Source organism: Paraburkholderia diazotrophica, assembly GCF_038900755.1.
Lineage (GTDB): Bacteria > Pseudomonadota > Gammaproteobacteria > Burkholderiales > Burkholderiaceae > Paraburkholderia > Paraburkholderia diazotrophica_A.
This window is the reverse complement of the sequence record NZ_JBBPEN010000020.1, coordinates 39156-63962: the sequence shown is the minus strand read 5'-3', so window position 1 is coordinate 63962 and position 24807 is coordinate 39156. Positions and strand designations below refer to the sequence as shown.

At 60.4% G+C, this 24807-nt stretch carries 17 protein-coding genes; 14 read left to right on the top strand and 3 right to left on the bottom strand.

Annotation, left to right across the window (positions count from 1 at the left end; genetic code table 11):
- Both AABE10_RS33630 and AABE10_RS33625 read right to left on the bottom strand, forming a co-directional pair.
- The coding region (locus AABE10_RS33630) for a TrbG/VirB9 family P-type conjugative transfer protein (protein ID WP_342937419.1) at positions 1-435 on the bottom strand (435 nt) is incomplete at its 3' end.
- Positions 432-1133 (bottom strand): type IV secretion system protein, encoded by a 702-nt coding sequence (locus tag AABE10_RS33625; RefSeq protein WP_342936789.1) that lies wholly within the window; start codon positions 1131-1133, stop codon positions 432-434. The genes AABE10_RS33625 and AABE10_RS33630, both read right to left, overlap by 4 nt.
- A 636-nt stretch (positions 1134-1769) precedes the next feature.
- Between AABE10_RS33625 and AABE10_RS33620 the strand changes: the two genes are divergently transcribed.
- The 6 genes from AABE10_RS33620 to AABE10_RS33595 all read left to right on the top strand — a co-directional run bounded on the left by AABE10_RS33620 (position 1770) and on the right by AABE10_RS33595 (position 7600).
- On the top strand, positions 1770-2849 hold the full coding sequence (locus AABE10_RS33620) for a ParA family protein (protein WP_342937418.1): 1080 nt from the start codon (positions 1770-1772) through the stop codon (positions 2847-2849).
- Positions 2842-3942 (top strand): ParB/RepB/Spo0J family partition protein, encoded by a 1101-nt coding sequence (locus AABE10_RS33615; protein WP_342937417.1) that lies wholly within the window; start codon positions 2842-2844, stop codon positions 3940-3942. Before AABE10_RS33620 ends, AABE10_RS33615 begins: the two co-directional genes overlap by 8 nt.
- A 661-nt stretch (positions 3943-4603) precedes the next feature.
- Positions 4604-5857, top strand: a complete 1254-nt coding sequence (locus tag AABE10_RS33610; RefSeq protein WP_342937416.1) for a hypothetical protein — start codon at positions 4604-4606, stop codon at positions 5855-5857.
- 50 nt (positions 5858-5907) lie between these two features.
- On the top strand, positions 5908-6453 hold the full coding sequence (locus AABE10_RS33605; protein WP_342937415.1) for a hypothetical protein: 546 nt from the start codon (positions 5908-5910) through the stop codon (positions 6451-6453).
- A 167-nt stretch (positions 6454-6620) separates the two neighbouring features.
- On the top strand, positions 6621-7097 hold the full coding sequence (locus AABE10_RS33600) for a hypothetical protein (RefSeq protein WP_342937414.1): 477 nt from the start codon (positions 6621-6623) through the stop codon (positions 7095-7097).
- 260 nt (positions 7098-7357) lie between these two features.
- Positions 7358-7600, top strand: a complete 243-nt coding sequence (locus tag AABE10_RS33595) for a hypothetical protein (protein ID WP_342937413.1) — start codon at positions 7358-7360, stop codon at positions 7598-7600.
- Between the two features lie 23 nt (positions 7601-7623).
- On the opposite strand, the gene AABE10_RS33590 is transcribed toward AABE10_RS33595, so the two are convergent.
- Positions 7624-9828 (bottom strand): phage integrase family protein, encoded by a 2205-nt coding sequence (locus AABE10_RS33590; RefSeq protein ID WP_342937412.1) that lies wholly within the window; start codon positions 9826-9828, stop codon positions 7624-7626.
- Positions 9829-10167: 339 nt separating this feature from the next.
- On the opposite strand from AABE10_RS33590, the gene AABE10_RS33585 reads away from it, so the two are divergent.
- Genes AABE10_RS33585 through AABE10_RS33550 form a run of 8 tightly spaced genes read left to right on the top strand, consistent with a single transcriptional unit; the run spans position 10168 to position 24639 of the window.
- A complete protein-coding gene (locus AABE10_RS33585; protein WP_342937411.1) occupies positions 10168-10887 on the top strand; it encodes a hypothetical protein in 720 nt (239 codons plus the stop codon).
- Entirely contained in the window at positions 10884-11567 is a 684-nt protein-coding gene (locus AABE10_RS33580) for a DUF1819 family protein (RefSeq protein ID WP_342937410.1), read from the top strand. Before AABE10_RS33585 ends, AABE10_RS33580 begins: the two co-directional genes overlap by 4 nt.
- On the top strand, positions 11564-12142 hold the full coding sequence (locus AABE10_RS33575; protein ID WP_201659288.1) for a DUF1788 domain-containing protein: 579 nt from the start codon (positions 11564-11566) through the stop codon (positions 12140-12142). The genes AABE10_RS33580 and AABE10_RS33575 overlap by 4 nt, the downstream gene beginning before the upstream one ends.
- A gap of 15 nt (positions 12143-12157) precedes the next feature.
- Positions 12158-15817, top strand: coding sequence for a BREX system P-loop protein BrxC (brxC, locus tag AABE10_RS33570; RefSeq protein WP_342937409.1), 3660 nt, complete (start codon positions 12158-12160; stop codon positions 15815-15817).
- Between the two features lie 25 nt (positions 15818-15842).
- Positions 15843-19391 (top strand): BREX-1 system adenine-specific DNA-methyltransferase PglX, encoded by a 3549-nt coding sequence (pglX, locus tag AABE10_RS33565; RefSeq protein ID WP_342937408.1) that lies wholly within the window; start codon positions 15843-15845, stop codon positions 19389-19391.
- Complete coding sequence (gene pglZ, locus AABE10_RS33560) at positions 19384-22002, top strand: BREX-1 system phosphatase PglZ type A (RefSeq protein ID WP_342937407.1); 2619 nt, start codon at positions 19384-19386, stop codon at positions 22000-22002. Before pglX ends, pglZ begins: the two co-directional genes overlap by 8 nt.
- A 9-nt stretch (positions 22003-22011) precedes the next feature.
- Positions 22012-24081 carry a protease Lon-related BREX system protein BrxL gene (gene brxL, locus AABE10_RS33555; RefSeq protein ID WP_342937406.1) on the top strand — a complete coding sequence of 690 codons (2070 nt, stop codon included), beginning with the start codon at positions 22012-22014 and terminating at the stop codon, positions 24079-24081.
- A 21-nt stretch (positions 24082-24102) separates the two neighbouring features.
- Entirely contained in the window at positions 24103-24639 is a 537-nt protein-coding gene (locus AABE10_RS33550) for a hypothetical protein (protein ID WP_342937405.1), read from the top strand.
- Positions 24640-24807: the final 168 nt, after the last annotated feature.

Here is a 24807-nt window from a genome sequence, read left to right as displayed (position 1 = left end):
GTACTCGCGCAGATTGGTAGTCAGGTGAAGCGTGTTGACGAGGCCGGGCTTGACCGGCTTCACAAAGACGTGGTTTTCGCCATCGGTGTCAATGACCCACTGAACCGAGTCGCCCATCGCCGGATCGGTTGTCAGGCGCTCGCCCTTCGCCAGCTCGATCGTCGTGTTCTTCAGCGGCGCGGTCATGATCCGGTAGATCTGGTCGCGGCTGTATGGGAACACGGCCATGCGCGCATCGCCGGGCATGGTGACCGGGTCTGAGCCAGCGTTATAAGGATTCACCGGGCTCATCGGATCGCTCATGGCGGTGGCGAGATCGAAAGACGCGGCTGGCGCGCCGGTCCCCTTCTTCGCGGCATGCGCGGACGGAAAGACGGCAGCCGTGAATGCAAAGGCGGCGACCCACGAGGCAAGCGTGCGGGAGGCGATCATCATTGGGTCTTCTGGATCGAGAACAACGGATAGAACAGCCCGAACGGGTTCGCACCAAGTGCGTCTTCGGCGGTCGGCGGAACGATCTGATAGCGGAAGGTCAGGGCATACTTCTGAACAACAGGCCTGTCCGTTGGGGACTGGGTCGTGGTCGTTGTGAACTCAACAACCGCAGTGGAATCCTCAAGCAGTGCGACGTTTGTCACACGCACCTCGCGCACCAGTTTCGGATTCAGCACAATGGCCTGGAACGGCGCGTCACCCTTGATCCAGTCGCCAAACTGGTTCCGCGCGTTTCCCACCATCATGGCCTTCACGCCATTGATGTTCCGTGCCATGCGGGAAGTCTGGATGTCGTCCGTCAGAACGGGCTCGATCGTAAACCAGCGCTCGACGGTTTCGCGCAGGGACGTACGGATCGCCTGATCGTCCGGCTTGTAGGCGGCGAGCTGCGTCACTACGGCATGGCCGTTGACGTCCGAAGACACACCATATGCCTTGACGACGGATGGAGGCGGATTTCGGCTATACACCGCCCCGACCGTAACGATCGCGAGGATGAAGCAGAACGTCTTCCAGTGGTTGGCTTCGATGCGAAGACGCGCGCCCATGTCGAAGATGATCTTCTCGGGGTCGTCCTCTGAGTAACCGCCAGGGGCGGTTGAGAGGGCAATCTGCTTTTTGCTACGGAATAAGCGCATGACGGTCGATCCATTTGGGCCGACTCAATTCAATCAGCCTTGAGGGGAAGCCAATCATGCAAAAGAGACGCGATTTACCACCGCTTTTAGGCGATGGCCGATCTTCTGCCGACGACGGAGCCGGCTCAGGGACATAACCCAGAATGACGCTCAAAAACGCGAGCTTTTAGCTCTTACTTAGCTCCCTTGCGCGGCTAAACTCGCTCCATTTGGCTTGGTTAGCGATTCCACGCATTCCACACCATGATTTCGGGGTTTTGTGACGTTTTCGCAACAAGGTTTCATCGCGTTTTCAATGGCTTATAAACGTCAGGGTGCCGGGACCTAAGTGATTTGGGTCGAAAAGGGACCTGAGCCGGCTCAGGCTCCTCTTGCTGAGATTGCAATATTAGATGTCGAAAGCCCTTTCCGATCTGCGCATTGTTGTATATAACGCATGAATCCGCGAGCCGCCCCCCTCGATTTGCATAATCTCGCTTTCGACCCAAGCGTTCTTATTGAACCCATGGGGCGGTCCATCACCCTAAGTCTTTTGAACGTGCTAGGCTTTTTTCACTAAACGCGAGAAAGTCCTTGCAGAAAGAACGACCAGGCGACACAATCGAGCCCAACACAAACAATGCTTCGAGGTACGCCTTGTCGACAAAGCCCTTTAAGGTACAAGCAGCCGCGCAGTTGCTTGCGACCACAAGTGATACGGTTCGCCGAATGGTGGATGAAGCCGGCATCGAGGTCGCTCGACAGGAGGCAGGTCCAAAGACCAGACTGTTCTCAATCGAGAATATCTTTGAACTTGCGCGCTACCGCGCCAACCGTCGCAGCAAGACAACGAAGAAAAAGCAGGTAGTGGCAACGGTGTATGCACCCAAAGGGGGAGTCGGCAAGACGACCCTTGCGAGTAACTTCGGGACCATCTTCGCGCTCAAAGGCCTCCGCACGCTGATTATTGACCTGGATTTTCAAGCCAACCTCACACTCAGTTTCGGTTACGACTCGGAACTGACGGTGGAGGAAGCGCTTGAGGCCGGTATCAGCCAGTCGCGAATTGTGGAATACCACTTCGGCAACCTGATCCCGAACTACCCGACGGGACGCGTGACCTTGCAAGAAGCAATCAAGAAGCCCTATGGCGAGTACGGTCCGCACATCGTTCCGGCCGACCTGAATCTGGATCGGCTGGACACGATGCTCACCTATGAGACGCTTGAAGGTCGCAACGCCGATCTAATTCTTGCAAAGCTGCTAAAGGAAGGACTCGCCAAGAAGGACCGTCACTTTGACGTCTCTGATTATGACGTCATTCTGTTCGATGCGGCACCTGCAAAGAACCGCATAACTCGCGGCGCCCTGCTTGCATCGGACTATGTGATTTCGCCGGTCTCGATGGAGAAATTTTCGACGAAAGCCTTATCGTACCTTTCTAGCGTGCTGACGGAGATGCATGATCAGTTCGATAGGAGTCCCGAGCTCATCATCGTTGGTAACTTCTTCGACCCAAACCGGGTGCGCGTAGTGGGTCAATTGATGACCATTACCCAAACTTACCGTGATTCTTGGCTGGACCGCTCGATCCGTCGAAGCGAGGACTTTCCAAAGGCTTTGACGGGCGAATCTGATCTCCCGCTTGTTCTTTCCAAGCCCAATAGTCAGGCTGCAGTCGAGCTTCGCGAAAGTGCCGAGGCACTGCTAAACCGAATGGGACTGATCGATGGGTAAAAGTACAAGCGACGCCGATTTCGTCGCCCAGCTGCGAAGCCGAAATTCCGCACGCACTGAACAGCCGGGCATGGTGCTCCATACGCCGCCGACGAGGCCGAATCGCTCGTTGGATGAATTGATCGCAGACAGCGAAACAGATCCGCCGTCGCCCGCTCCGCAGGCCCAAGCGTATCAGCGCGAAAGTTCGGGTTCGACTGGCGACGATTTGGGTCGAATCGTTCCGATCGATCTGTTGGACACCCATCCTTGGAATGCGCGTGTCCACCGGTCCGCTGAGCGGGTACGCGAAATTGCTAGCCAGATCGCGGCCAGTCGACAATTGCATCCGATCACCGTCACACCGAATCCCGATGTGGCGGGCCGATATTTCGTCGTTGACGGTGAGACACGCTTGCGGGGTCTCAAGCTTCTCAACAAAAAATCTGCGTGGGTTCTCGAGGTTGAGGTAGATCCCAAGAATCCCCTCGACTTTTACGGCGCGTCAGTTAAGCAAACAGACGCGACCGAAGCGATCTCCGCGATCGACAAGGGCATCAAATGGGCGATGCTCATTGAAGAGGGACACGCGACCGCTTCCGCCATTGCGGAAAAGCTCGAACTCGCGCCGTCGACAGTATCACGGATGCTTGCATACAAGAAGTTCTCTCCGACCGTACTGGACTTCATGCATTCGCATGCGGATCGCTTCCCCTACTCGGTCGCGGCAGTTCTAGCACAGCTGGTGGACGAGCAACTGTCGGAGGAGCAGATCCTGGCGAAGTGTCAGGAGGTTGTGGATTCCCAGCAGGGCCGTCGCGCGGTGGAAGCGTTGGTGAAAAGCGTCAAGACTGCGGACGGAGAGCGAAAGCCTCGCAAAGCCGCACTTGTCGCCATACCCATTAAAGCTGGGACAGCGCAAGTCGGTTCGTTTCGAACGTACGAAAGCGGGGCCCTTGAATTCAAGCTTTCGACGACCGCAAGTCTGTCGCAAGAAAACCAAAAGGCCCTTTCGGATGTTCTTGAGACCGTTTCGGAGCTGATCAGTAACGGACACGAGAATCTCCTTAGCGAATTGGAGGCGAGACTCTCCCGCCTTCGAACCGAAGAATGATACGACCCTATTTAATGGCCTGCCGCAGCCGACGACGGTCGACGTCTCGTACGGACTCGTCACGTGCGCCGGGCCGCTTCCCGCACTACGACCGCTCACCGATGAGTGCAGACTTGGCGCTGTGTGACGGCTGGTTTGCACCGGTGCGTGCAAGCGCGAGGAATGCCGGATTTGCACCGGTGCAAGCTCCCATGGCGGCTGCCGGATTTGCACCGGTGCAAGCTCCCGTGGCGCCTGCCGGGCTTGCACCGGTGCAAGTTCTCGCTGCGGCTGCCGGATTTGCACCGGTGCAAGCTCCCGTGGCGAGTGCCGGACTTGCACCGGTGCAAGTTCTCGCGGGGACTGCCGGATTTGCACCGGTGCACACACCACCGCCGACCACAGCTCCTACGAGGGAGCAAAAGAAAAGGGCCCGAATAACCGGGCCCTTTTCTTTTGTTACGTCGATTTTCATGGAGCGAAAACCATGACCTGAAATGGTTCTTGAAAAAACAAAAGCCAAGAATTGGCGTTCTTGGCTTTTGCAGAGTTGCGGCACTCGGACTTTCATCCAAGAGGGTTGGCGCCCTCTCTTCACCTCAACCTAAGCAATTGAGAGTGTAGGAAGAGTCCTGGTCGCTGTCAACGCATTCCACAAAAACTTCACGAAAGGATGCGTGAAATGGACTCGCTTTGCCTGTCAACGAATGACAGCTTTGCGGATGGTGACGCACGCCAGCACTCGATCGGGTTTGATCGTAACCATACCGCTCTTGACGGACGCATCACTAAGGATGCACGTCCGACCAACACCAACAATGACGGTTCGTCCGGAAGCGAATCGTCTTCGGCAGATCCAAACACTCTGCCTGGGAAGATCGCGAATGCGCTCGTGCTCGTCTATGAGGGATTAAAAGAGACCGACTTGTCGGAAAGTCACCGTCGCGTATTAGCGTGTCTCATTCGATTCGGCGTGAATTTGAATGATCCGAGCCGAAGCATTTTTATCAAGAAATCTTCTATCGCTTTGAAGATTGGAGTCAACGAGGCAACCGTCTATCGCGGACTGTCTGCGCTCGAAACTGCCGGCATCATTGAGAGAGACGATCAGGGGCGAAAGGGAAGAGCGGTAAAGGCTATCGCCACGATCAGGCTGACTGCCAGCGCGCTCGTTCGCTTCGGTTTTTTTGCTGCGCCGCGTCAATCGACCGGCGATCCGCGGGCCGAAGCGCAACGGGACGGCGATCCGCAGGCCGAGGCGCGACACCACGGCGATCTTGCACCGGTGCAAGACGTAAACAATGCCCCTAAGCAGTCTTCTTTGAAGAAACAGCCCACGCGGGAACCGTTTTGCAAAATTGACGGGAAAACCGTTCCTAGCGACCTCGCTTGGCTCCATGCCCAGAACGGCCTTAGCTTGAGCGGCATCTTCAAGCTTATGGCCAATGCCAAAAAGGCCGGCACGAAGCTATCTCACGTCGTAACCCATTGCGCACAGAGCCTCACCGGACTCTCAGGCCGGGAACTGTTTGCATACCTCTCGTCGGTTATTGCGCAGCCCATCGATTTCGAGCGAATCGCACATGCAAAGCGTGAACAAGCGCTGGCGCGGGAAGAGGCCCGAGCGGAATCCGAGCGCCTAGAGGCTCAACTCTGTCGACTCTCTGCCGTTAGAGGGCGTAGTTTCGCGGACCCGTACGGCCGAACCTGGACCGTGGAAGACGCATCCTTCGTTGTGCGTGCTGATGGGAATACGGGCAGCGTGCCGTTCAAGCTGGCCCGTGAAGCCGTCGCTGCCATCACTGACGGACAGTGGCCGATTTGCACCGGTGCAAGTGTTCTCACGCGGATGGACGACGGTTTGACAAAGGCTCGCCCGTCCAACTCGGCGTGGGTAGCTGTGCGGGATCGCCTTAAGCGACAGATCCGGGCTTGACACTGGCGTGCGTGCGCTACGGTGATAGCACGTAAAACGAGGATTGAGGAATGGACGACAACGAGTTTTCACTGGGCGTGATTTCGAACCGCCGCACCGCAATCGCAGTCCACAAGCGGTTGCGAGATGCAAAATCGCCAATGCTCAAGATGGGCCGGTTCTATTGCGCCATGCTGGACCGCGGCATATGGGATAACCAGCGGGCAATGGCCCGAGAGCTCGGCATTTCGACCACACATCTCAACAGAATGATTGCCGCTGCTCGCCTGCCCAACGAGGTTTTGGCACTCTTCCGCGATCGGACGTTGGCTTTCAGGAATGTCGAGTCCCTTACCGTTCTCGTCCAGCAATTTGGCGAAGCGGAGATTATCAAGCGCGCCAGCGCAATTCCTGCAGGCGCTCCGCTCGACGACATTTTCGCCATCCTCACAACGGGGAAAAAGGCGCCTCGACAAGGTGTGCGAGTTAGCATCGCTGCCGACGCAAAATATCTGAGGATCGACGTGCCTGATATAGCGCTCGTAGCTCCGCGTGTGAAGGAACTCGAGGAACTCCTCAATGCGATGCTTGGTAACGCCGTCCGCATGAAACGCTAACGCGCACCTGCGGGCAACCGCACACGGCCCGGGAACGCGTGCGCATGGGAAGTGACAGAAAACTGCCACTTATCTGACACTTTGCACTGGTGCTCCCACCCGTGCATGCGAACTATCAGATTACTGATACTTTTCTGTCAGTTTGAAGCAACGAAGAGAAAAAGTTGATGGGTCATTTGCAATTCGACGGCGACGGGACGCGTGAACTGATCTCGCGCGTCAAAATCTTTGTCTTCGCCTATAGACGTCCCGTTGACCGCTTGTTTCTCGACATAGAGGACGCGACGCTTTACGAATGGTCCGATGTGCAGCCGCTTACACCGCAACTGCGCCTCGTGCAGGCGTCTCCGCCGCTGACGCCAGTTTCTGCCGCTGTGGTCTCGACTGTAGTAGCCATATGGGGCCCGGACTTGTTCACGACTAACGCCGGCCGGAGCTTGGTGCACGTCATCGCGGCAGACGGCCCGATCGCCGCTGCGAAGCGGATCGCCATGGGCTTGCTCGATGAAGACAGGCATGACGCCAGATGGGATCAGACCATCGACGCGCTCAAAGCGCTTGTCGCTTTGCATCCGACCGTGTTTCTGCGGCCAGCGAGCATCGCACTTCAGAGGTTCACTGGAGGGCCGGGATCGGAACTCTAGGCGTCACCGCCGCTTTTGCGCGGCTTTCTTAGTCTTGGACTGTTCAGCGAAGGTGCCAGCGTTTTCATACGAAGCCTGGCCGATGACGCGCGTCGTCTCACAAACGACCTTATATACTGAATTTGCGCCAAACGACTTAGGAGACGCGCTATCGCGCGTCCCTCTGCCGCCAGGGAGGGGGCCTTCAGCGAGTAGGAAAATGATCTGCGGCGGCACTTGAAAGGGGCGTTACGCTGACCGCTTTCAAGGCCGAGGCAATCATGAACGATATAGAAGCGTTGTATCAGCAAGCCCTAGCCATCCTCGCCGGGAAAAAGCGGCCCGCGCCGATCGAGTACGCTGGGCCGTGCGGCATCCGCCTGCAGCAGCCGGCGCGGATTCCCACAGATCTGGAGTATCTAAGGCAGGAAGATCCTGTCTTGACGTTCCATCTATATCAAGCGGGGTTGTTCGAGGATGGCGCGCTCATTCGTCGTGACGAAGGCAAGGGAAGGGCGCGCTGATACGCGGAGTCCGTGCATGCCGGCTAGATCGAAGCTTTGCGCACGAACGTTTCTGCCTCCCGATACTGGCGACCAAGCTCAGCAGTTGCGTAGATCGATGTCGTATCCAGCGAATCGTGCCCGGCAAAATTGCGCGCGCTCTCAAGACTCATGCCGTTTGCGACCGCGTGCGATACGAAGGTGTGACGCAGCCAGTGGGGACTCACGGCGGAGAAGGCCCGCGCATGAGGTGAGTCTTCGCAAAGTGCGGCGGCAGTCGCCGTCGCGAAAAAGCGTTTGATGGCGTTGTACAGCCGGGTGGGATGGACCGGTCCAGCTTCGCGCTCAAGTGAGCGCAGCGCAGCGCCGACGTTAGCGCCACGTTCTGAGGCCTCACGACGGACGCGTTGGATCTCGCGATTGTCGGGCAACGCCGGGATCAGTGGAGTGCCCACGGGACAGGCGAGGGGGTCGCGCGGGAAGCCGCGGGCCGCGAGATAGTCGCCGAGCGCCTCGAGCACCGGTGGCACGAGTGGAATGAACCGCTCCTTTGCCCCTTTACCGACGACGCGTAGGACGTGGATTGAACCGAGTTCGGCGCCCGCGTATCGGACACTGATGTCGTCGGTGAAGGCACCGCAGAGTTCGGCGCGGCGCAGACCCGTGCAATACGTGAAGCCGAGCACGAACCGCATGCGGGTCGCAGATGCCGTATCGGGCAGCGTATCGAGTACCCGCATTGCAAAGGTCCAGGCGTCTTTAGTCAGACTGCGCTCTACCTGGATGCGTGGCTTGGCGGCAATTCGTCGCTCGTTACCGGCCTCGTCAATTTCGCTGCCGAGAAACACCTTGACCTTGGCAAAGGCGTTGTGGTCGAGGTACTGGGCGTTCACGAGATCGCCAAAAAATTTCTTCAGGGCTGCGAGGGCGTCCTGGCGACTCTTGATCGACAGAGGTCCACGAAAGGGCCGCCACCCCGGCTCTCCGCGCGGCATCGCGCGCACGGTCACCCACTGTGCGGCCGGCTGCGGATCAACGAGGAAAACGTTGATGTACTCACGCGCGTCGTTGATGTCCAGACTCGACAGCGGTTTGCCCTTCGCAAAGATTGACCACAACAGCAGCCGCTCAGCTTCGATACGGTATTTTTCGCGCGTGTTCGCGTTCTCGTAGTCCGTCAGCCAGAAGTTAATCGCCTGCAGGTCGTTGTCCGCGCCACTGTTGTTCTTAATCAGGTTCCGGTTCGCGCCGTGCGAGCCGTCCAGATCGGCAGGAATCAGGAAGTATTCCAGCGGTACAACGCCGGTCACGGGCTCGCGGCGCAACCGCGGTACCGGCAAGGTACGCGCTGAAGGATGCATCTGCGCTTCCGGCGCCACTCGCAGGCCGTCGACGTCCCGGTAGTGCTCCAGCCAGGCCACAATGCGCCGCGCGCCTGTCTCGCCGAGGCGCGGCACGTCGCGGTACCAGCGGTAGCCCACCGCGTTGATCGTCTGGACGAGCCTCCCGATCGTAGTCAGGCCGACGTCGGACAGGCGCAACGCCACTGTAGTGTCGAACCAGCCGAGCACATGATGGTCTGGCTTCGGGTCTTCGACTACCAGCCGCGCGAGCGCATCAAGAGCCGCCATCTGACGTACGCGCAAGCGTGCGTTGCGTTGCTGCCGGCGCAGCGTGGCCACCGCCTCCGCGCTCTGGCCGGGTTGTCCGCCAACGTGACGGTCGGTGAACAGATCGAGCAGCTCCTTCTCCGTATAGAAGCCGTCCGGATCATGCGCGGCGGCGAACTCCTCCAGAGAAGGCGCCGCGGCACCCGTGGTTGCGGGCGCAACCGCGTTCGCCAGAGCCGACGGGCGGATTGAGAGCAGCCGTGCCGTCGCGAAATCCTGACGCTTGCGTGCGGCCGCGACAAATGCGGTCACCAGCCAGTTGCGCGTGGCCATCGCTCTGCGAGCATCGTGGCCGAACTCGAGATACTGGTCAGCCAGCTCCGCCAGATCCAGGCCTTCGAGATAGCCGCGGAAAAACGCCAGGTGCTGCAGGCCGATGCGGCGGGAGGCTTCCTGTTCTCGCCGCGCACGTCGCCGACGCGCTTTGGCGCTGGCCCCCGGGCTTCGCGCCCGACGCTTCGGCGGTTCGGTCGCCGGCGGCCCTTCACGGAACTCGACATCCTCAACATCCCCGCTGATCTGCATTCGCGATTTTTCCTGATACGGAATCTGTGTTGTTTGATACGCGGTCGGTGCCATACCACTGCAGCGCGAGTCCGGTGATGCATCCACATTTGGCGCTCACGCCACCGCCGCGAGCCTCGTGCGACGGGCATCGACGGAGGTGCGCTGGAAAATGTACCCGTTTGTGCCAGAAAAGTGAAGGGGTAGATAGTTGTGGCTATCTACCCCTTCATTTCTGGACATTGGTTGACGAGTCAGTCGTTCACGCAACTAAATCTGTTACCAGTTTTCAAGTAATGTTGTTACTACCGGCGGACCTAGTCATGGCGTGAGTGGTTTGACGGGCCCTGCGCCGGACTCGGTTTCCGGACTCGCGTGCCGTGACCGGTTATGGTCATCCAATGGTGTAGCGCAATGGGCGGCCCGGCAACCGGGCGGACGCCAGTAGACACAACTTTAGTTGCGCGAGCGTTTGCCGCTCGCGCAACCAACTCCCGTTCCGCGCTGCCCGTCGATAAGCGCGATCGCTTTCGCCCGTTACCCGACAAAAAAAGGAAGTGCACGTGTCAGATACCGTTACCCGCTTTCCCGTCGCACCCGGCGATCGTCCCCGCTCGCCCACGGATCTGCATCCTGCTGGGGATCGTGCTCGTCGGTAGCTACTACGCCTGGCTGAACCCAGAGCCGCTCAATGTCTCTGCGAATGCCATGACCGCCCTGCTGCTGCTGCTGATCGTCGGGGTGGCGATTTTCTTCAACGTCCCGCTCAAAAAAAAGCGGAAGGGCGCGGACAGTCTCGCGCCGCGTCCGGCGCATAAGTGGATGCACCGCAAGCGAAGCAAGCCTGGGGGCGCGGTCGCGCGGCAGGTCACCGCACCAGAAATGTTTTCGCGCGCTGCGTCGCCCGTAGGGTCCAGCTCACCGGCGAAGCAGCCGGTAGGTGCGCACCGGGCTCATCGCGCCGGCCATCTCAAATCTGCTGCCTTCGAAAAGGCCAAAATCAATCACGCATCCGGACGGACGTCTGGGGAAGTGCGCGATAATCACAACTCTTTGAGCCGAGTGTCTGGCGCCAGATCGGCGAGGCGCGGGCGAAATGCTACAACAGCGCAGAAAATGGATGAAACAGCGTGATCAAAACGGGAGCGATCGGCCAATTTCAAGGCCGGCAGCCGGGCCGGGCCGGCCCACGTCGTCCTAGCGGCTTGATTGGGAGGTTTGCGTTGGCCCTGTATAACGCCGAAATCTCGGCAGGATCGCTGATGATTCCGGAAAGCCGACGCATTGCGACTCTTTTGCTTTCGCAACCCAGCGCCGAGCGGTGGGAAGCTGCCCTCAACGACGAAAATCTGCTGCAAAAGAAACCGCAGACGGCCAAGCGCCAAGGCCGCCTGATTCGCAACCGACTCGAGACGCTCGACACCGACGGCGTGCAGCTCGTAATCGGCGGCGACAGCGAGCTTTGCGGGCAGATTTTGCTCGCCGCGGCGATGCGCCACAGCAGACTGCTCAGCGATTTTATGCGCGACGTCTACGCGGCGGATCTGCGACGGTTGGAAAGACACTTGAACCACCAACAGTGGGACGGGTTTCTCTCCGACTGCGAGAATCGTGACGAAGCGGTGGTGCAGTGGGCGGCTTCGACCCGAGAAAAGCTCTTTCAGGTGATCGTTCGCATTCTTTTCGAAGCCAAATTCCTCGACTCCACTCGTCGACGTGGCTTGACGCCGCCTTTGCTGCACCCCCGCGCGAAGGCTTATCTCAAACAGCTCGGCGACATGGAAACGCTCGAGCGGATGGAGCTTCTCGCATGAGCGCGTCCTTCGATGATCGCTTGAACCAGATGTTGCCGCGACTGCTGTTGCCGGACGTGCTCGAAAACAAAGGCTCGGGCGGGGAGATCGGCTTCTGGATCTTCGATTACCCATCCGACAGGGAAATGACGATGCGTGGATGGCTCGCGGACGTTATCGAGCCTGGTTTGCGCAAGCACAGTCCGAAACTGCGGTTCGCGACCGTCGACCTTTTCGAGTGCGTCATCGGCTTGCTCGAAGATCGCCGCCTGCTGGACAAGGCGTTTGAGATGCAGCAAACCAAAGGCGATGACGCGCTGCTCACCTCGTTGCGCTCGGTCCTCAAAGAGGACCGCTTGGCCGCGCGCATCGTCGAACAAACCGGGGTCGCCGACCTGGACCTGTTGATTGTCAAGGGCGTGGGCGCGTCGTATCCGATGGTGCGCACGCACACGCTGTTGTCGGCGTTGCATCCGCACATGCAGCACAAGCCTTTGCTGATGCTCTATCCAGGGCGCTACGACGGGCAGTCGCTTCGGCTGTTCAACACGCTGATCGACGACAACTATTACCGGGCGTTCAGCCTGGTGTCCTAAAGCAACGAGAGACCAATGAAAATCCGAGAGCTTTTTGTTAAGCCAATCGACCGTCCGATCAACGGGGTAGTCAAAGCCGACCAGCGCGACGACGAGAGCGTTTGGCAGGAGCTGGACGAATACGTCGCGACCAAGGAGGTGACCGAATATCTGCGGCGCTTCTTCGACGCGTATCTGGCCACCGTCGACCACCCGAACGACCCGACGATCGCCGCGCGGATGGGCGTCTGGGTGTCGGGCTTCTTCGGCTCGGGCAAGTCGCACTTCATCAAAATCTTGTCCTATCTGCTGTCGAATCTCGAAGCGACCCATCCGGAAGACGGGGCGAGGCGGCACGCGGTCGAGTTTTTCAACTCGAAGGTCAAAGACCCTATGCTCCTCGGCGACATTCGCCGCGCCGTCACGAGCAACACCGACGTCGTCTTGTTCAACATCGACGCGAAGGCGGACTCGAAAAGCGACCGTGACGCCATCTTGCAGGTGTTCTTGCGCGTCTTCAACGAGATGCAGGGGCTCTCGGGCGACGCGCCGCACGTGGCGGATATGGAGCGCTATCTCATTTCGAAGGGCGCCTACGCCACGTTCAAACGAGCGTTCCAGGCGGCCAACGGCAACGCTTGGGAGCGCGAGCGCGACGCGGTCGATTTTCTGCGCGACCACGTCATCGCGGGGCTCAGCGATGCCTTGGACATGTCGCCGGACTCGGCGGCCAAATGGTTCGACAACGCGCGCGACGCCTACAAAATCAACATTGAGGGCTTCGCGACGCTCGTGCGCAAATACCTCGACGCCAAAGGGCCGCGTCACCGCATCGTGTTTTTGGTCGACGAGGTGGGGCAGTTCATTGGGAAAAACACTCAGTTGATGCTCAACCTGCAGACGATCACCGAAGAGCTCGGAACGCAGTGCAAGGGCCGCGCTTGGGTGATCGTCACCAGCCAGGAGGACATCGACGCGACGCTCGGCGAAGTCAATCAGGCGCGCACCAATGATTTTTCGAAGATCACGGGGCGCTTTCACACGCGACTGTCACTTTCAAGCTCGAACACCGACGAAGTGATTTCGCACCGCCTGCTCGAAAAGACGCCCGCCGCGCGCGACGCGCTCGAGGCCCTTTGGGCGTCCAAAGGCGACATCATCAACAACCAGCTTTCGTTTGCCGATCATGCGATCGCCTTCCGACGCTATCGCGACGCGGCGGACTTTGCCGCCCATTACCCGTTCGCGCCTTACCAATTCCAACTGCTCCAAAAGGTGTTCGAGTCGATCCGCAAGGTCGGCGCGACGGGCCGCCACCTCGCGCGCGGCGAGCGCTCCATGCTCGACGCGTTCCAGACGGCCGCCAAGCACAACGGCAACGAGGACGTCAACGCGCTCGTGCCGCTCTACGACTTCTACCCCGCGATCGAAAGCTTTCTCGATTCCTCGGTGAAGCGCGCCATCGATCAGGCGGCCACGAACCCCGCGCTCGAAGAGTGGGATCTGCAACTGCTGCGCGCGTTGTTTCTCATTCGCTATGCCGATGCGGTGAAGGGCACCATCGACAACCTCGCGACGTTGTGCCTCGACGAGGTCGACGCGGACAAGCTCGCGTTGAAGCGGACCATCGAGGCGGCCTTACAGCGGTTGGAGCGTCAGAACTTGGTGAGCCGTAATGGCGAATTGTGGTTTTTCCTGACCAATGAAGAGCGCGACGTTTCGCAGGAGGTCAAGTCCGTTAGCATTTCCGAGGGGGAAATTTCGCGCCTCGTCGCCGAGCTGGTCTTCGACGAAATCCTCGGCGGACAGACGAAGGTGCGGCATCGCGAGACCAAGAGCGACTACGAGTTCAATCGGCTGCTCGACGGCGTGCCCTACAAGCAGGCGAATCAGGCCTTGACCCTTGAGGTGCTCTCGCCGGTGGGCGCCGAATACGAAATGATGCACGAGGCGCGGTGCATTGGTCGAAGCGCCGAAGGGACGGCCGGTCGGGCGCTGCTTCGAATGGCCAACGACGCGCGGGTCTACGTCGAACTCAAAACGTATCTGCAAATCGAGAAATACATCGCGCCCAAGGTCGACACGGCCAGCCCGTCGCTCAAACGGATTCTCTACGATCGAAAGGACGAGAACCGCGATCGGCGGACGCGAATGCTGTCGCAGCTGTCGGAGATGATCAGCGCGGGAGACTTCTACGCGATGGGCCAGCGCCTGACGTGCAAGCCGCAGTCGCCGCCGGTGCTGCTCGACGAGATGCTCAATTACCTCATCACGAACACCTACTTCAAGCTCGGCTACCTGAAAGTCCGGCAGGCCGATCCCATCGCGGAGATTCGAGCCGTGCTGTCGGCGGACACGATTGGCCAGCAGTCGATCGCGCTCGAAGGCGAGGCCGGCAACGCGTTGGCGGTGGGCGAAATGCGCCAGTTTCTCGACATGAGCGCGCAAAACAGCCGCGTGCTGCTGTCGGACGTCGTGGAGCGCTTCGCCGGGGTGCCGTGGGGGTGGAGGCCCGAGTGGGAGTCGGTGCTTCTCGTCGCGCGCCTGTTCATGGCCGGCGAGATCAAACTCGTCATGGACGGTGCCGACCTCGACCCCTTGGCCGCCATCGAGCCGCTCACAAAAGCAGCCCGCTTGAAGAGCGTGTCGATCTTGAAGCGCAAGACGTCGGACGCTCAAACGCGCACGAAGGTGCGCGAGCTGCACCGCGACATGTTCTCGACCATGCCGCCGGACGAGGAGGATCCGCTCATCGCCGAGTTCCGCGCGAACCTGACGCGGTTGAAAGCCGATCTCGAACGCGCTCGCGGCAAAGCCGAATTGAAAGACTATCCGGGCAGTTCGGAAATCGCGGAGGCGCTGGGGGCTATCGACCGGCAATTGGCGCGGCGCGACGCCTTCGAGTTCCTCGAAGGCTTGGCGACCCAGCGCAGCGAGTGGCGCGATCGGGCCGACGACATCCACGACGTGCTGAGCTTCTATCAAAGCCAGGCTCCTGTATGGGCGCGCTTGCTCGAAGCGCTCAGCAGCTTTGCCGACAATCGCGAGCCGCTCCTCAATGACGCGACGGCGGCGGCGGCCTTGGCGGAGTTGGAGCGCATCCAGGCCAATCCCGCACCCTACGGCCAGGTGAACCGAATTGAGCAGCTGGTGGCGACCGTTGAGCGGGTCAACGACGCGTTGGCGGCCGAGCGTCGCGAACGCGCGCTTCGGTCGGTCGACGCGAAGATCGCAGAGGCGATGCACGCGCTCGATGACGCGAGCGCGGACGCCGACCTTCGCAATCGCGCCTTGAAGCCGCTCCAGGACTTGAAGGCGCAGTTAGCCTCGTTGGTGAGCATCCCGCGCATTCTCTTTTTGCAGGGGCGCGCGGGCGACTTGCTCGACGCGGCGATGGATCAGATTGCGCGGGCGGCGCGCTCGCGCTCGGCCGCGGCCCAAGCGGGCAACCCCAGCGCAAGCGCTTCGAGCCCCACCGCATCGAGCTCAACGGCCCCGAGCGCGAGTGCGCCGGGCGCGCAGTCGGACGGCGCACAGCCGGCGCCGGCCGCGCGTCCGGTCAAGGTGATTCGAACCAGCGACCTGAGCGCGAAGACGTATCTGGACACGCCGCAAGACGTCGACGACTACCTCGCGAAGCTTCGAGACGAGTTGATCTCGGCAATCGAATCGGGCCATCGAGCTCGTCTGCAATAACCTTTTCGGAGCACTGGCGCACGTCATGAACAAAGCCAATCTCAAAGCCTACGCGCCGCAAGCGCGGCTCGATTTCATCGCCGCTGTTTCCGCTCGCGCGAACCTGTTGGGCATCAGCACGCAAGGGGTGGCGCCGGCCGAAACCCGCGGCGACGTCGCGATAATCGAAGGGCGCGAGTGGCCCGTCAAGGTGCTCGCGCAGCGACAAAAGCTCATCGACACGATCGAGCGCCACGGCTACGCGCACACGATCGACGCGATCGCCTACACCTGGTTCAACCGATTCGTCGCGCTTCGTTTCATGGAGTTGCACGACTACCTTGATCATGGATGGCGGGTGCTCTCGAGTCGAGATGGCGCCCAACCCGAGATTCTTCGGCACGCCGCTGAGCTGAGCTTGCCTGGCCTCGCGGTCGATCGCCTCCGCGACATGCAACTGGCTGGCAACCAGGACAACGAGCTCTACAAGCTCTTGATCGTGGCCCAATGCAATGAACTCTCGCGCGCGATGCCGTTTCTCTTCGAGCGTATCGACGACGAGTCGGAGTTGCTGTTGCCCGACAACCTCCTGCGCACCGATTCGGTCATCGCCAAGCTCGTGGCCGAAGTGCCCGAAGATGAATGGGAGCAAATCGAAGCCATCGGCTGGCTCTATCAGTTCTACATCAGCGAACGCAAGGACGCCGTCATTGGCCGCGTGGTCGAAACGGACGATATCCCGGCGGCCACGCAGCTCTTCACGCCCAACTGGATCGTCCAATACCTCGTTCAAAACAGCATCGGGCGTCTCTGGTCGCTGGCCAATCCAGCGTCGTCGCTGAAAGCCCAATGGCCGTTCTACGTCGATCCCTCAGAGCGGCCGGCGCAGGAGCTCGCCCCGCTCGCCGCCATGGTCGCGAACCGCGTGGCCGAGGACGGCGGCAGCCTTAACCCGGAGAGCCTTCGTGTCTTCGATCCAGCGTGTGGTTCGGGGCACATTTTGGTCGAGGCCTACGAGCTGCTCAAACAGGTCTATGTGGAGCGCGGCTATCGCCTGCGCGACATCCCGCGCCTGATTCTGGAAAAGAACCTTTACGGCTTGGACATCGACGAGCGGGCGGCGCAACTGGCCGGATTCGCCTTGATGATGAAAGCGCGCGCGGACGACCGACGCGTCTTCGACGAGCCGCCGGCGCTCAACATCTTTGCCCTCAAAGAGCGCGGCGAGCTTTCGCAGAGCGCCCTGGCCGAGCCCTTGAAGCCGTATGGGATTTCCCTCGACATGATCGAGTGTTTGCTCTCGACTTTCTCCGATACGAAAACTTACGGCTCGCTCATCAAGATTGAGGAGCCGTTGGGCTCCGGCCTGGCGACGTTGGCGGCGGGCTTGCAACGCGCGGCGGGCAGCGGCGACTTGTATGCCGAGGCGGCCGCACAGGATCTGTTGCCGTTCATCGGCCAGGCGCTGCTTCTCGGGATGCAGTTTGACGCCGTGCTGGCCAATCCGCCCTACATGGGCGGCAAGTGGATGGGCCGCAAACTCAAGGCCTTCATTGAAGCGCGTTATCCCGAAGGCAAGGGCGACTTGTTCGCGTCCTTCGACCTGCGCATGCTGTCGATGGTGCGCGAGGGCGGCTATTTGGGGGCCGTTCAGCCGTTCCTCTGGATGTTTTTGAGCACCTACGAGGACCTGCGCCGCACGCTGCTCGATCAGGCGAGCATCAGCACGCTGGTGCAGCTCGAATACAACGCGTTTGAGCCGGCGTGCGTGCCGGTCTGCACGTTCGTTTGCATCAAGGGACAGGCCGAAGTCTGCCAGGGCGATTTCTTCGACCTCAGCGACTTCAAGGGTGTTGAAAACCAGGAACCTCGCCTACGCGAGGCGATCGTCGATCCGTCGGCGGCGTGGCGGCATCGCGCGAGCAATCAGCAGTTTCATGAGATTCCGGGGCAGCCGATCGCCTACTGGGTCTCCGAGCGCTTTCGCCAACTGTTCGCGAGCGGCCAGACCATCGAGGGCGTCGCGTTTTCGAAACAAGGGTTGGCCACGGGCAATAACGGTCGATTTATCCGCTTCTGGCATGAGGTTTCGATCGGAAGGGTTGGATTTTCCATGGATAGTCGAGCTGAGGCGCTCGCGTCCAAAAAGAAGTGGTTTCCCCAAACGAAGGGCGGCGCATTCAGGCGCTGGTATGGCAACTTCGAGACCGTGGTCAATTGGGAGGACGATGGTCGCGAGATGCGAGTCTATGGTGTCGAAGACGGGGGGAAGCCTCGTTCGGCAGTAAGGAACATGGATTTTTACTTCAAGCCTGGCATCACGTGGTCGGACTTGACGTCTAGCTTCTTCGGCTCCCGTCAGGTGCCGCAGGGATTCATCATCAACACGGTGGGCCCGGCCCTGTTCGCGAAGCCTAGCAAATCACTCGATGGCCTCCTGGGCTACACCAACTCACGCGTATTCCAGCGCATCGTTGACGTCAGCTTGCAGGGGCTGCACTACAACAACGGCGTCGTTGGCAGCCGCCCCTATGTGCCACCGGCTAACGTCTCGAAGGTCCGCGAACTCGAGCGCGAATTGATTGCGATATCTCGGCGCGACTGGGACGCCTACGAAGGTTCGTGGGAGTTCGCGGGCCATCCCTGCGCATCCTCCGACGCACGAAAGCAACTTGGCCTCGGCGCCGCTTGGGAGGCATGGGCCCGAGCCAAGGCAGAGGACGTGCGCGCAATGCAGGCGCTCGAAGAGGCCAATAACCAATTCTTCATCGAGGCCTACGGTTTGGAGGAGGAGCTTTCGGCGGTCGTGAACGAGGAGCACATAACGCTGGTGCGCCCGGATCGCGCCAAAGACGCCCAACGCTTCATCTCCTACGCGATCGGGTGCATGATGGGCCGCTACAGTCTCGACGAACCCGGGCTGATCTACGCGCATGCCGGCGGAGAGGGCTTTGACCCGACGCGATACGCGTCGTTTGCCGCGGACGCCGACGGCATTTTGCCGACCACGGATTTGCCTTGGTTCGACGACGACTGCGCCCAACGTATCCACGAGTTTGTAGAAGCCCTGTGGGGTGCAGAGCGCGTGGACGAAAACATCGAATGGCTGGCGCAAAGCCTAGGGCCCAAGAGCGACGAGGACCCCGACGACACCATTCGTCGGTATGTGGCGGACAGCTTCTTTCGCGACCACGTTCAGGTCTACAAGAAGCGCCCGGTCTACTGGATGTTCAGCAGCGGCCGTCAGGGCGCCTTCCAGGCCCTGGTCTACATGCACCGCTACAACGAGCGCACGCTCGCTCGCCTGCGCTCCGTGTATGTCGTGCCGCTCTCGACCAAGCTGGTCGCGCGCATTGAATTGCTCGAAAAGGACGCGGCCGCGGCGAGTTCGTCGTCGTCGCGCAGCAAGCTTCAAAAGCAAATTGACGCGCTCCGGCGAAAGCACGCGGAGCTGCTGAGCTTCGACGAGAAGCTGCGGCATTTCGCGGACATGCGCATCCAGATCGATTTGGACGACGGGGTGAAGGTCAACTACGCGAAGTTTGGCGAATTGGTCGCGGATTCCAAAACGATCACTGGCGGAAGCGATGACTAGCGGGCAGCACACCTTTTTGCCGGCCCTTTCGCGCCTGCTGGGCGAAGGGCACTCGCTGGTGTTCTGGAACGACGCCGAGGGCGAGTTCGCCTCGCAGCTCGATGGCGTGGAGCTCGACGGCGTTCGCGTCGTGCGGCTCGATCAAGTCCCGGCCTTGCAGGTGAAAATCTGGATCGAGCGCGAGAAGGACACCCGGTGGCTGCTTTACGCGCCGTTTGCGGAGCCAGAGCCCACCGCTGACTGGCTTCTCGACGCTCGGTTACGCGGCAAGGCGTTCAGCGCGGACACCGCCTCGATTCAGCTGGACGAGCTCGGGCTGGCCACGCAGTCGCTGCGCGCGCATCTCAAACATCGCGCGAAATTTTTGCGGGCGCGGGAGCGGCTCGAGCGGTTGAAGCGCTGGACGGATCCACAAGACACGGCTGAGCACCTCGACCGCAAAATGCTGGGCGTCGTCGTGCGCGCCGAGACGCCCGACGCCTCGGCCATCTTGCTCAAGGTCTTCGCCGGGCTTGCGGCGGAAGCGGACGATTTGGGTGCCACGCCCAAGGCATTGGCGGACATCGCTACCAACGACCTCGACGACGCCTTCTGGACCTTGGTCGAACGCGAGATGGGCTATCGAGAGGTGGAGCCCGAGGCGCGCTGCCTTCGCGGCTTGCTTTACGCGATTTTCGCCACCGACTTTTGCAACGGCGTGCGCGCGACGCCCGCGCCCATGGCACATTTGCTCATCCGCGAGCGCGCCCGAGCCGCCCACGCGTCGGTGTTTGCGAGCCGCTGGCGTTCGGACATGGCGAACTACGGCAGCTACGACACGCTCTCAACGTTGGTGGCCAGCGACCTGCGCGTCGACGATTTGATTCGCCCCATGAGCGCCGAAGATCTCGTCGAATCGATGACTTTCGAGAGCGTTGAGAAACGGGTGATTGCGGACCTCAAAGGTCGCATCATCGCCGGTGGCGGCGCCAACATGGATTCGATTCGCGCACTGATTGCCCGGCGCCGCGATGGCCACTGGGCCAACCCGCTGCTGGCGGGCGCAAACGACTCGACGCGAGCGCTTGCGGCGAGCTACGACGCGTTGGAAGCGGCGGCCAGTTTCTTCGAGCTCAAAGCGGCGCGCGCGGCAGGGTTCAGCTTTTCCGACGCACCGACCGCTTTCTTCGCCTACAGATCTGAGATTTTCAGGTTCGACCAGCTTTATCGGTGGTTCATGCGCGCGACGGAATCAGTGGAGCCGATGGGGTGGGCGCTCCTTCACGAGTTGCGCGATCGGATGGAGGATGCCTATTCCGGTTGGTTCATCGGACAGCTGGCGTCGGCTTGGGCCTCGGTGATCGAAGGTGAAGGCGGCTTGCTGAGTTCGTGGACGCTCCCCGGCGTGGTGAACCAGCAGGCGTTTTACGCTCAGGTGGTCCAGCCCGAGTTCGACAGCGCCAAGCGCGTCTTCGTGATCATTTCAGACGCCTTCCGCTACGAGGCGGCCGAGGAGCTCACGCGCGACCTGAACACGCGCAATCGGGTGAAGGCGCGACTCGAAGCGATGCTCGGCGTGTTGCCAAGCTACACGACCCTGGGGATGGCGAGCCTCTTGCCCCATGAGCGCCTAGCCTACAAGTCGAACGCCAACCTGGACGTGATGGTGGACGCGAAGCCGTCGGCCACGCTCGAACAGCGCTCGGCCATCCTCGCCCAGCACGAAGGAGTGGCCATTGGCCGCGACGAGTTGATGGAGAAGGGGAAGGAGCGCGGCCGCGAGTTCGTCAAGCCGCACCGGCTCGTCTACATTTACCACGATCGCATCGACGCGATCGGCGACAAGCGAGCGACCGAGACGAAGGCCTTTGAAGCGACGGCGCAGACCATCAAGGAGCTGGCCGACACGGTTAACTTCATTGTCAACAGCCTCAATGGCTCGACGGTGCTCGTGACGGCGGACCATGGCTTTTTGTATCAGGAGTCGGCGCTCGAAGAGGCCGACCGCTCCGTGCTCGACGCCGAGCCCGAGCGCGCCGTCAAGTCGAAGAAGCGCTACATTCTCGGCCGCGGCATGGGGAGCACGCCCAAGGCCTGGTGCGGCTCCACGGAGCGGACGGCCGGCACCGACGCGGGCGAGGGGAGCGTCGACTTTTGGGCGCCCAAAGCCGCCGGCCGCTTTCACTTTTCCGGCGGCGCTCGCTTCGTCCACGGCAGCGCGATGCCGCAGGAAATTGCCGTCCCGGTCATTGTGGTCAAAGAGAGCGAGTCCGAGAAGGTCCGCAGCAAGCCAGTGGAAGTGAGCACGCTGGGGTCGAGCAACCGTGTGGTGACGAACAAACAACGCTTCGAGTTCATTCAAAATGAGGCGATCTCGGAGCGCGTTCTGCCCGTCACGTTAATATTCTCCATTCGAGACGGCGACACGCCGGTGAGCGACGAGCAGGCGATCACGTTCGACAGCCCTTCGCCCTTGCTCGACGAGCGCAAGCGCTCGGTGATGCTCACGATCCAGGCCGGCTCCCACGACCGGACGAAAGACTACTTTCTCGTGGCGCGCGACGCCAAGACCAAGGCCGAGGCGTGGCGGGTGCCCGTGCGGATTGACTTGGCGTTCAGCAACGATTTTTAGAGGCAGGGAATGGCAGAACCAACCTCAGAGCCCCTGGCGGAAAAGGCGAGCTTGGACGCGGCGGGTGAGCGCTCGCTCGACACGCTGCTGAACGCGAGCTTCGCGGGGCGAGTGGTGCGCAAGGACCTCACGAAGCTGATCAAAGAGGGCGCCAACGTTCCGGTCTATGTGCTCGAATACCTTTTGGGGATGTATTGCGCCTCCGACGATGCGGAGACGATTCGCGCCGGGCTCGACAGCGTCAAGCGCATCTTGGCCGAGAACTACGTGCGCCCCGACGAGGCCGAAAAGGTCAAGAGCAAGATCCGCGAGCTCGGCTCGTTCAAGGTGATCGACAAAGTCACCGTAAAGCTCAACGAGAGCCGCGACGCCTACGAGGCGCTGCTCTCGAACCTCGGCATCAAGAACGCGGAGGTGCCCGATCACTACGTCCGCCAATACGAGAAGCTGCTCGTCGGCGGCATTTGGTGCATCGTGACGCTGCGCTACTATTTTGAGGAAAACCAGAAGTCATCTCCATTCGCCGTGGCGGACTTGAAGCCGATTCAAATGCCCAGCCTCGAGATGACCGAGTTGTTTTCGGCGAGGAAGAGCTTCACGGAAGAGCAATGGATCGACACGTTGCTGCGCTCGACGGGGATGGAGCCCACGTGCTTTAAGGAGCGGGTCAAGTGGCATCTGCTAGCCCGCATGATCCCCTTGGTGGAAAACAACTACAACCTCTGCGAGCTCGGGCCGCGCGGCACGGGCAAGAGCCACATCTACAAAGAAATCAGCCCGAATTCGATCCTCGTCTCCGGTGGGCAGACGACCGTGGCCAATCTGTTCTATAACATGAGCGCTCGTAAGGTCGGGTTGGTCGGCCTGTGGGACGTCGTCGCGTTCGACGAGGTCGCCGGCATTAGCTTCAAAGACCACGACGGCGTCCAGATCATGAAGGACTATATGGCGTCAGGCTCGTTCAGCCGGGGCCGCGAGTCAGTCAACGCCAGTGCGTCGATGGTCTTCGTGGGCAACATCAACCAAAGCATCGAATCGATGGTGAAGACGAGCCATCTTCTCGCGCCGTTTCCCGACGCGATGATCGACTCTGCCTTCTTCGATCGCTTTCACGCCTATGTGCCGGGCTGGGAAATCCCAAAGATGCGGCCGGAGTTCTTTACGAACCAATACGGCTTGATCGTCGATTACCTTGCGGAATGGGTGCGCGAGATGCGCAAGCGAAGCTTCGCGGACGCGATCGACAAGTGGTTCAAGCTCGGCAACAATCTCAACCAGCGCGATACCATTGCCGTTCGTCGCACGGTTTCGGGCTTGCTCAAACTGATCTGCCCGAATGGCGAGTATGAAAAGGAAACGGTTCGCCGCTGCCTCGAATACGCGTTGGAGGTGCGTCGCCGCGTCAAGGAGCAGCTCAAGAAAATTGGCGGGATGGAGTTTTACGACGTCCACTTCTCCTACGTCGACCTCGAAGACATGCAGGAGCGGTTTGTCGCCGTGCCTGAGCAGACCGGAGGCGGTATCATTCCAGAAGGGCGTCTCCAACCTGGCGTATTGCACACGATCGCGATGGCCGCGGCTGAAATGCCGGGCGTTTACCGCATGGAGGTTCAAGCGCTCGGCGGCAGCGGCAAACTGTCCGTCTCCGGCTCGTTGTCGCGCGAGCATGTTCGCGTGGCGTTTGACTACTTCAAGGCGAACGCGAGCCGAGTCAGCGCGTCGATCCATCCGGCAGAGCGGGACTTCCACCTGCATCTGGTAGAGCTTCAAAACTCTGGTTCGCCGAATGCTGTGACTCTTGCGAGCTTCATTGCGTTTTGCTCTGCGGCGTTGAGTAAGCCGTTGCAGTCACAGTTGGCAGTGATGGGTGACATGACGCTCGGTGGCACGGTTGCCCAGGCGAGAAATCTCGCCGAAAGCCTGCAAGTGGCGTTTGACGCCGGGGCGAAGCGGATCTTGTTGCCCATGTCCAGTGTGACTGACATCCCAACGGTTCCTGGCGAACTGTTTGCCAAGTTTCAGACCAGCTTCTACTCAGATCCCGTCGATGCGGTGTTTAAGGCGCTCGGCGTCGAGTGAGCAATTCACGGGGTGAAATCGATGGGAGAGCGCAAGCGCCAGCTTCCACCGTTCTTGGTTGGTGTCGTCTCGGAGGATCTATATTTGCGCTGGCTTTTGCGCAAAGCGCAGGCGCATGTCGGTCGCGATCGAGCGCGAGGCATGACCGCGAGCGGTGCGCAATATCGCGATGCAATCCATTCCGCGGTGCTCGCGAGTGAAGGCCGAGATCACTACACCGGCGAGCGGCTCGACTGGCACCTCATCTCAAAATACGCCAATGCTGAATCTCAAGCTGGGCGTCACCACTACAAGGCCGGCTTCGCGCTTCTGCCGACTGTCGATCACTTTGAGGCATCGGCGTCGGCCGCTTCGTTCAAGATATGTGCGTGGTGCACGAACGACGCGAAGAATGACCTTTCCGTCGACGGCTTTCTCGCGTTGTGCGCGCGCGTGTTGGAGCATGCAGGCTATCGCGTGGAAGCGCCGAAGGATGAGCAGCGGCCCCGAGTGCGACGCGTCAAAACGCGACCACTGCGCCGCCTGCCGGTGAACCGCCGCGTTGAGATGCGAAACTAGCGTCCGCGTGCCCTCGAGCCGCTATCTATAGAAGCCACGACTCGGAGTTGCGGCAAACCGGCGACGGATGTGCGTCTGCAGCGTTTTCCAAAGAACGATAAATCCATGCGACAGCTATTTGACAGCATTACGACAAGCGTAGGTTGGCTTACTGGACTATATGAAGCG

Excerpts from the sequence above, each read along its gene's own strand:
- AABE10_RS33625 (WP_342936789.1), bottom strand. The coding sequence starts at position 1,133 with ATGCGCTTATTCCGTAGCAAAAAGCAGATTGCCCTCTCAACCGCCCCT.
- AABE10_RS33615 (WP_342937417.1), top strand. The coding sequence starts at position 2,842 with ATGGGTAAAAGTACAAGCGACGCCGATTTCGTCGCCCAGCTGCGAAGC.
- AABE10_RS33610 (WP_342937416.1), top strand. The coding sequence starts at position 4,604 with ATGGACTCGCTTTGCCTGTCAACGAATGACAGCTTTGCGGATGGTGAC.
- AABE10_RS33605 (WP_342937415.1), top strand. The coding sequence starts at position 5,908 with ATGGACGACAACGAGTTTTCACTGGGCGTGATTTCGAACCGCCGCACC.
- AABE10_RS33600 (WP_342937414.1), top strand. The coding sequence starts at position 6,621 with ATGGGTCATTTGCAATTCGACGGCGACGGGACGCGTGAACTGATCTCG.
- AABE10_RS33595 (WP_342937413.1), top strand. The coding sequence starts at position 7,358 with ATGAACGATATAGAAGCGTTGTATCAGCAAGCCCTAGCCATCCTCGCC.
- AABE10_RS33590 (WP_342937412.1), bottom strand. The coding sequence starts at position 9,828 with ATGGCACCGACCGCGTATCAAACAACACAGATTCCGTATCAGGAAAAA.
- AABE10_RS33585 (WP_342937411.1), top strand. The coding sequence starts at position 10,168 with ATGGGCGGCCCGGCAACCGGGCGGACGCCAGTAGACACAACTTTAGTT.
- AABE10_RS33575 (WP_201659288.1), top strand. The coding sequence starts at position 11,564 with ATGAGCGCGTCCTTCGATGATCGCTTGAACCAGATGTTGCCGCGACTG.
- brxC (WP_342937409.1), top strand. The coding sequence starts at position 12,158 with ATGAAAATCCGAGAGCTTTTTGTTAAGCCAATCGACCGTCCGATCAAC.
- pglX (WP_342937408.1), top strand. The coding sequence starts at position 15,843 with ATGAACAAAGCCAATCTCAAAGCCTACGCGCCGCAAGCGCGGCTCGAT.
- pglZ (WP_342937407.1), top strand. The coding sequence starts at position 19,384 with ATGACTAGCGGGCAGCACACCTTTTTGCCGGCCCTTTCGCGCCTGCTG.
- brxL (WP_342937406.1), top strand. The coding sequence starts at position 22,012 with ATGGCAGAACCAACCTCAGAGCCCCTGGCGGAAAAGGCGAGCTTGGAC.
- AABE10_RS33550 (WP_342937405.1), top strand. The coding sequence starts at position 24,103 with ATGGGAGAGCGCAAGCGCCAGCTTCCACCGTTCTTGGTTGGTGTCGTC.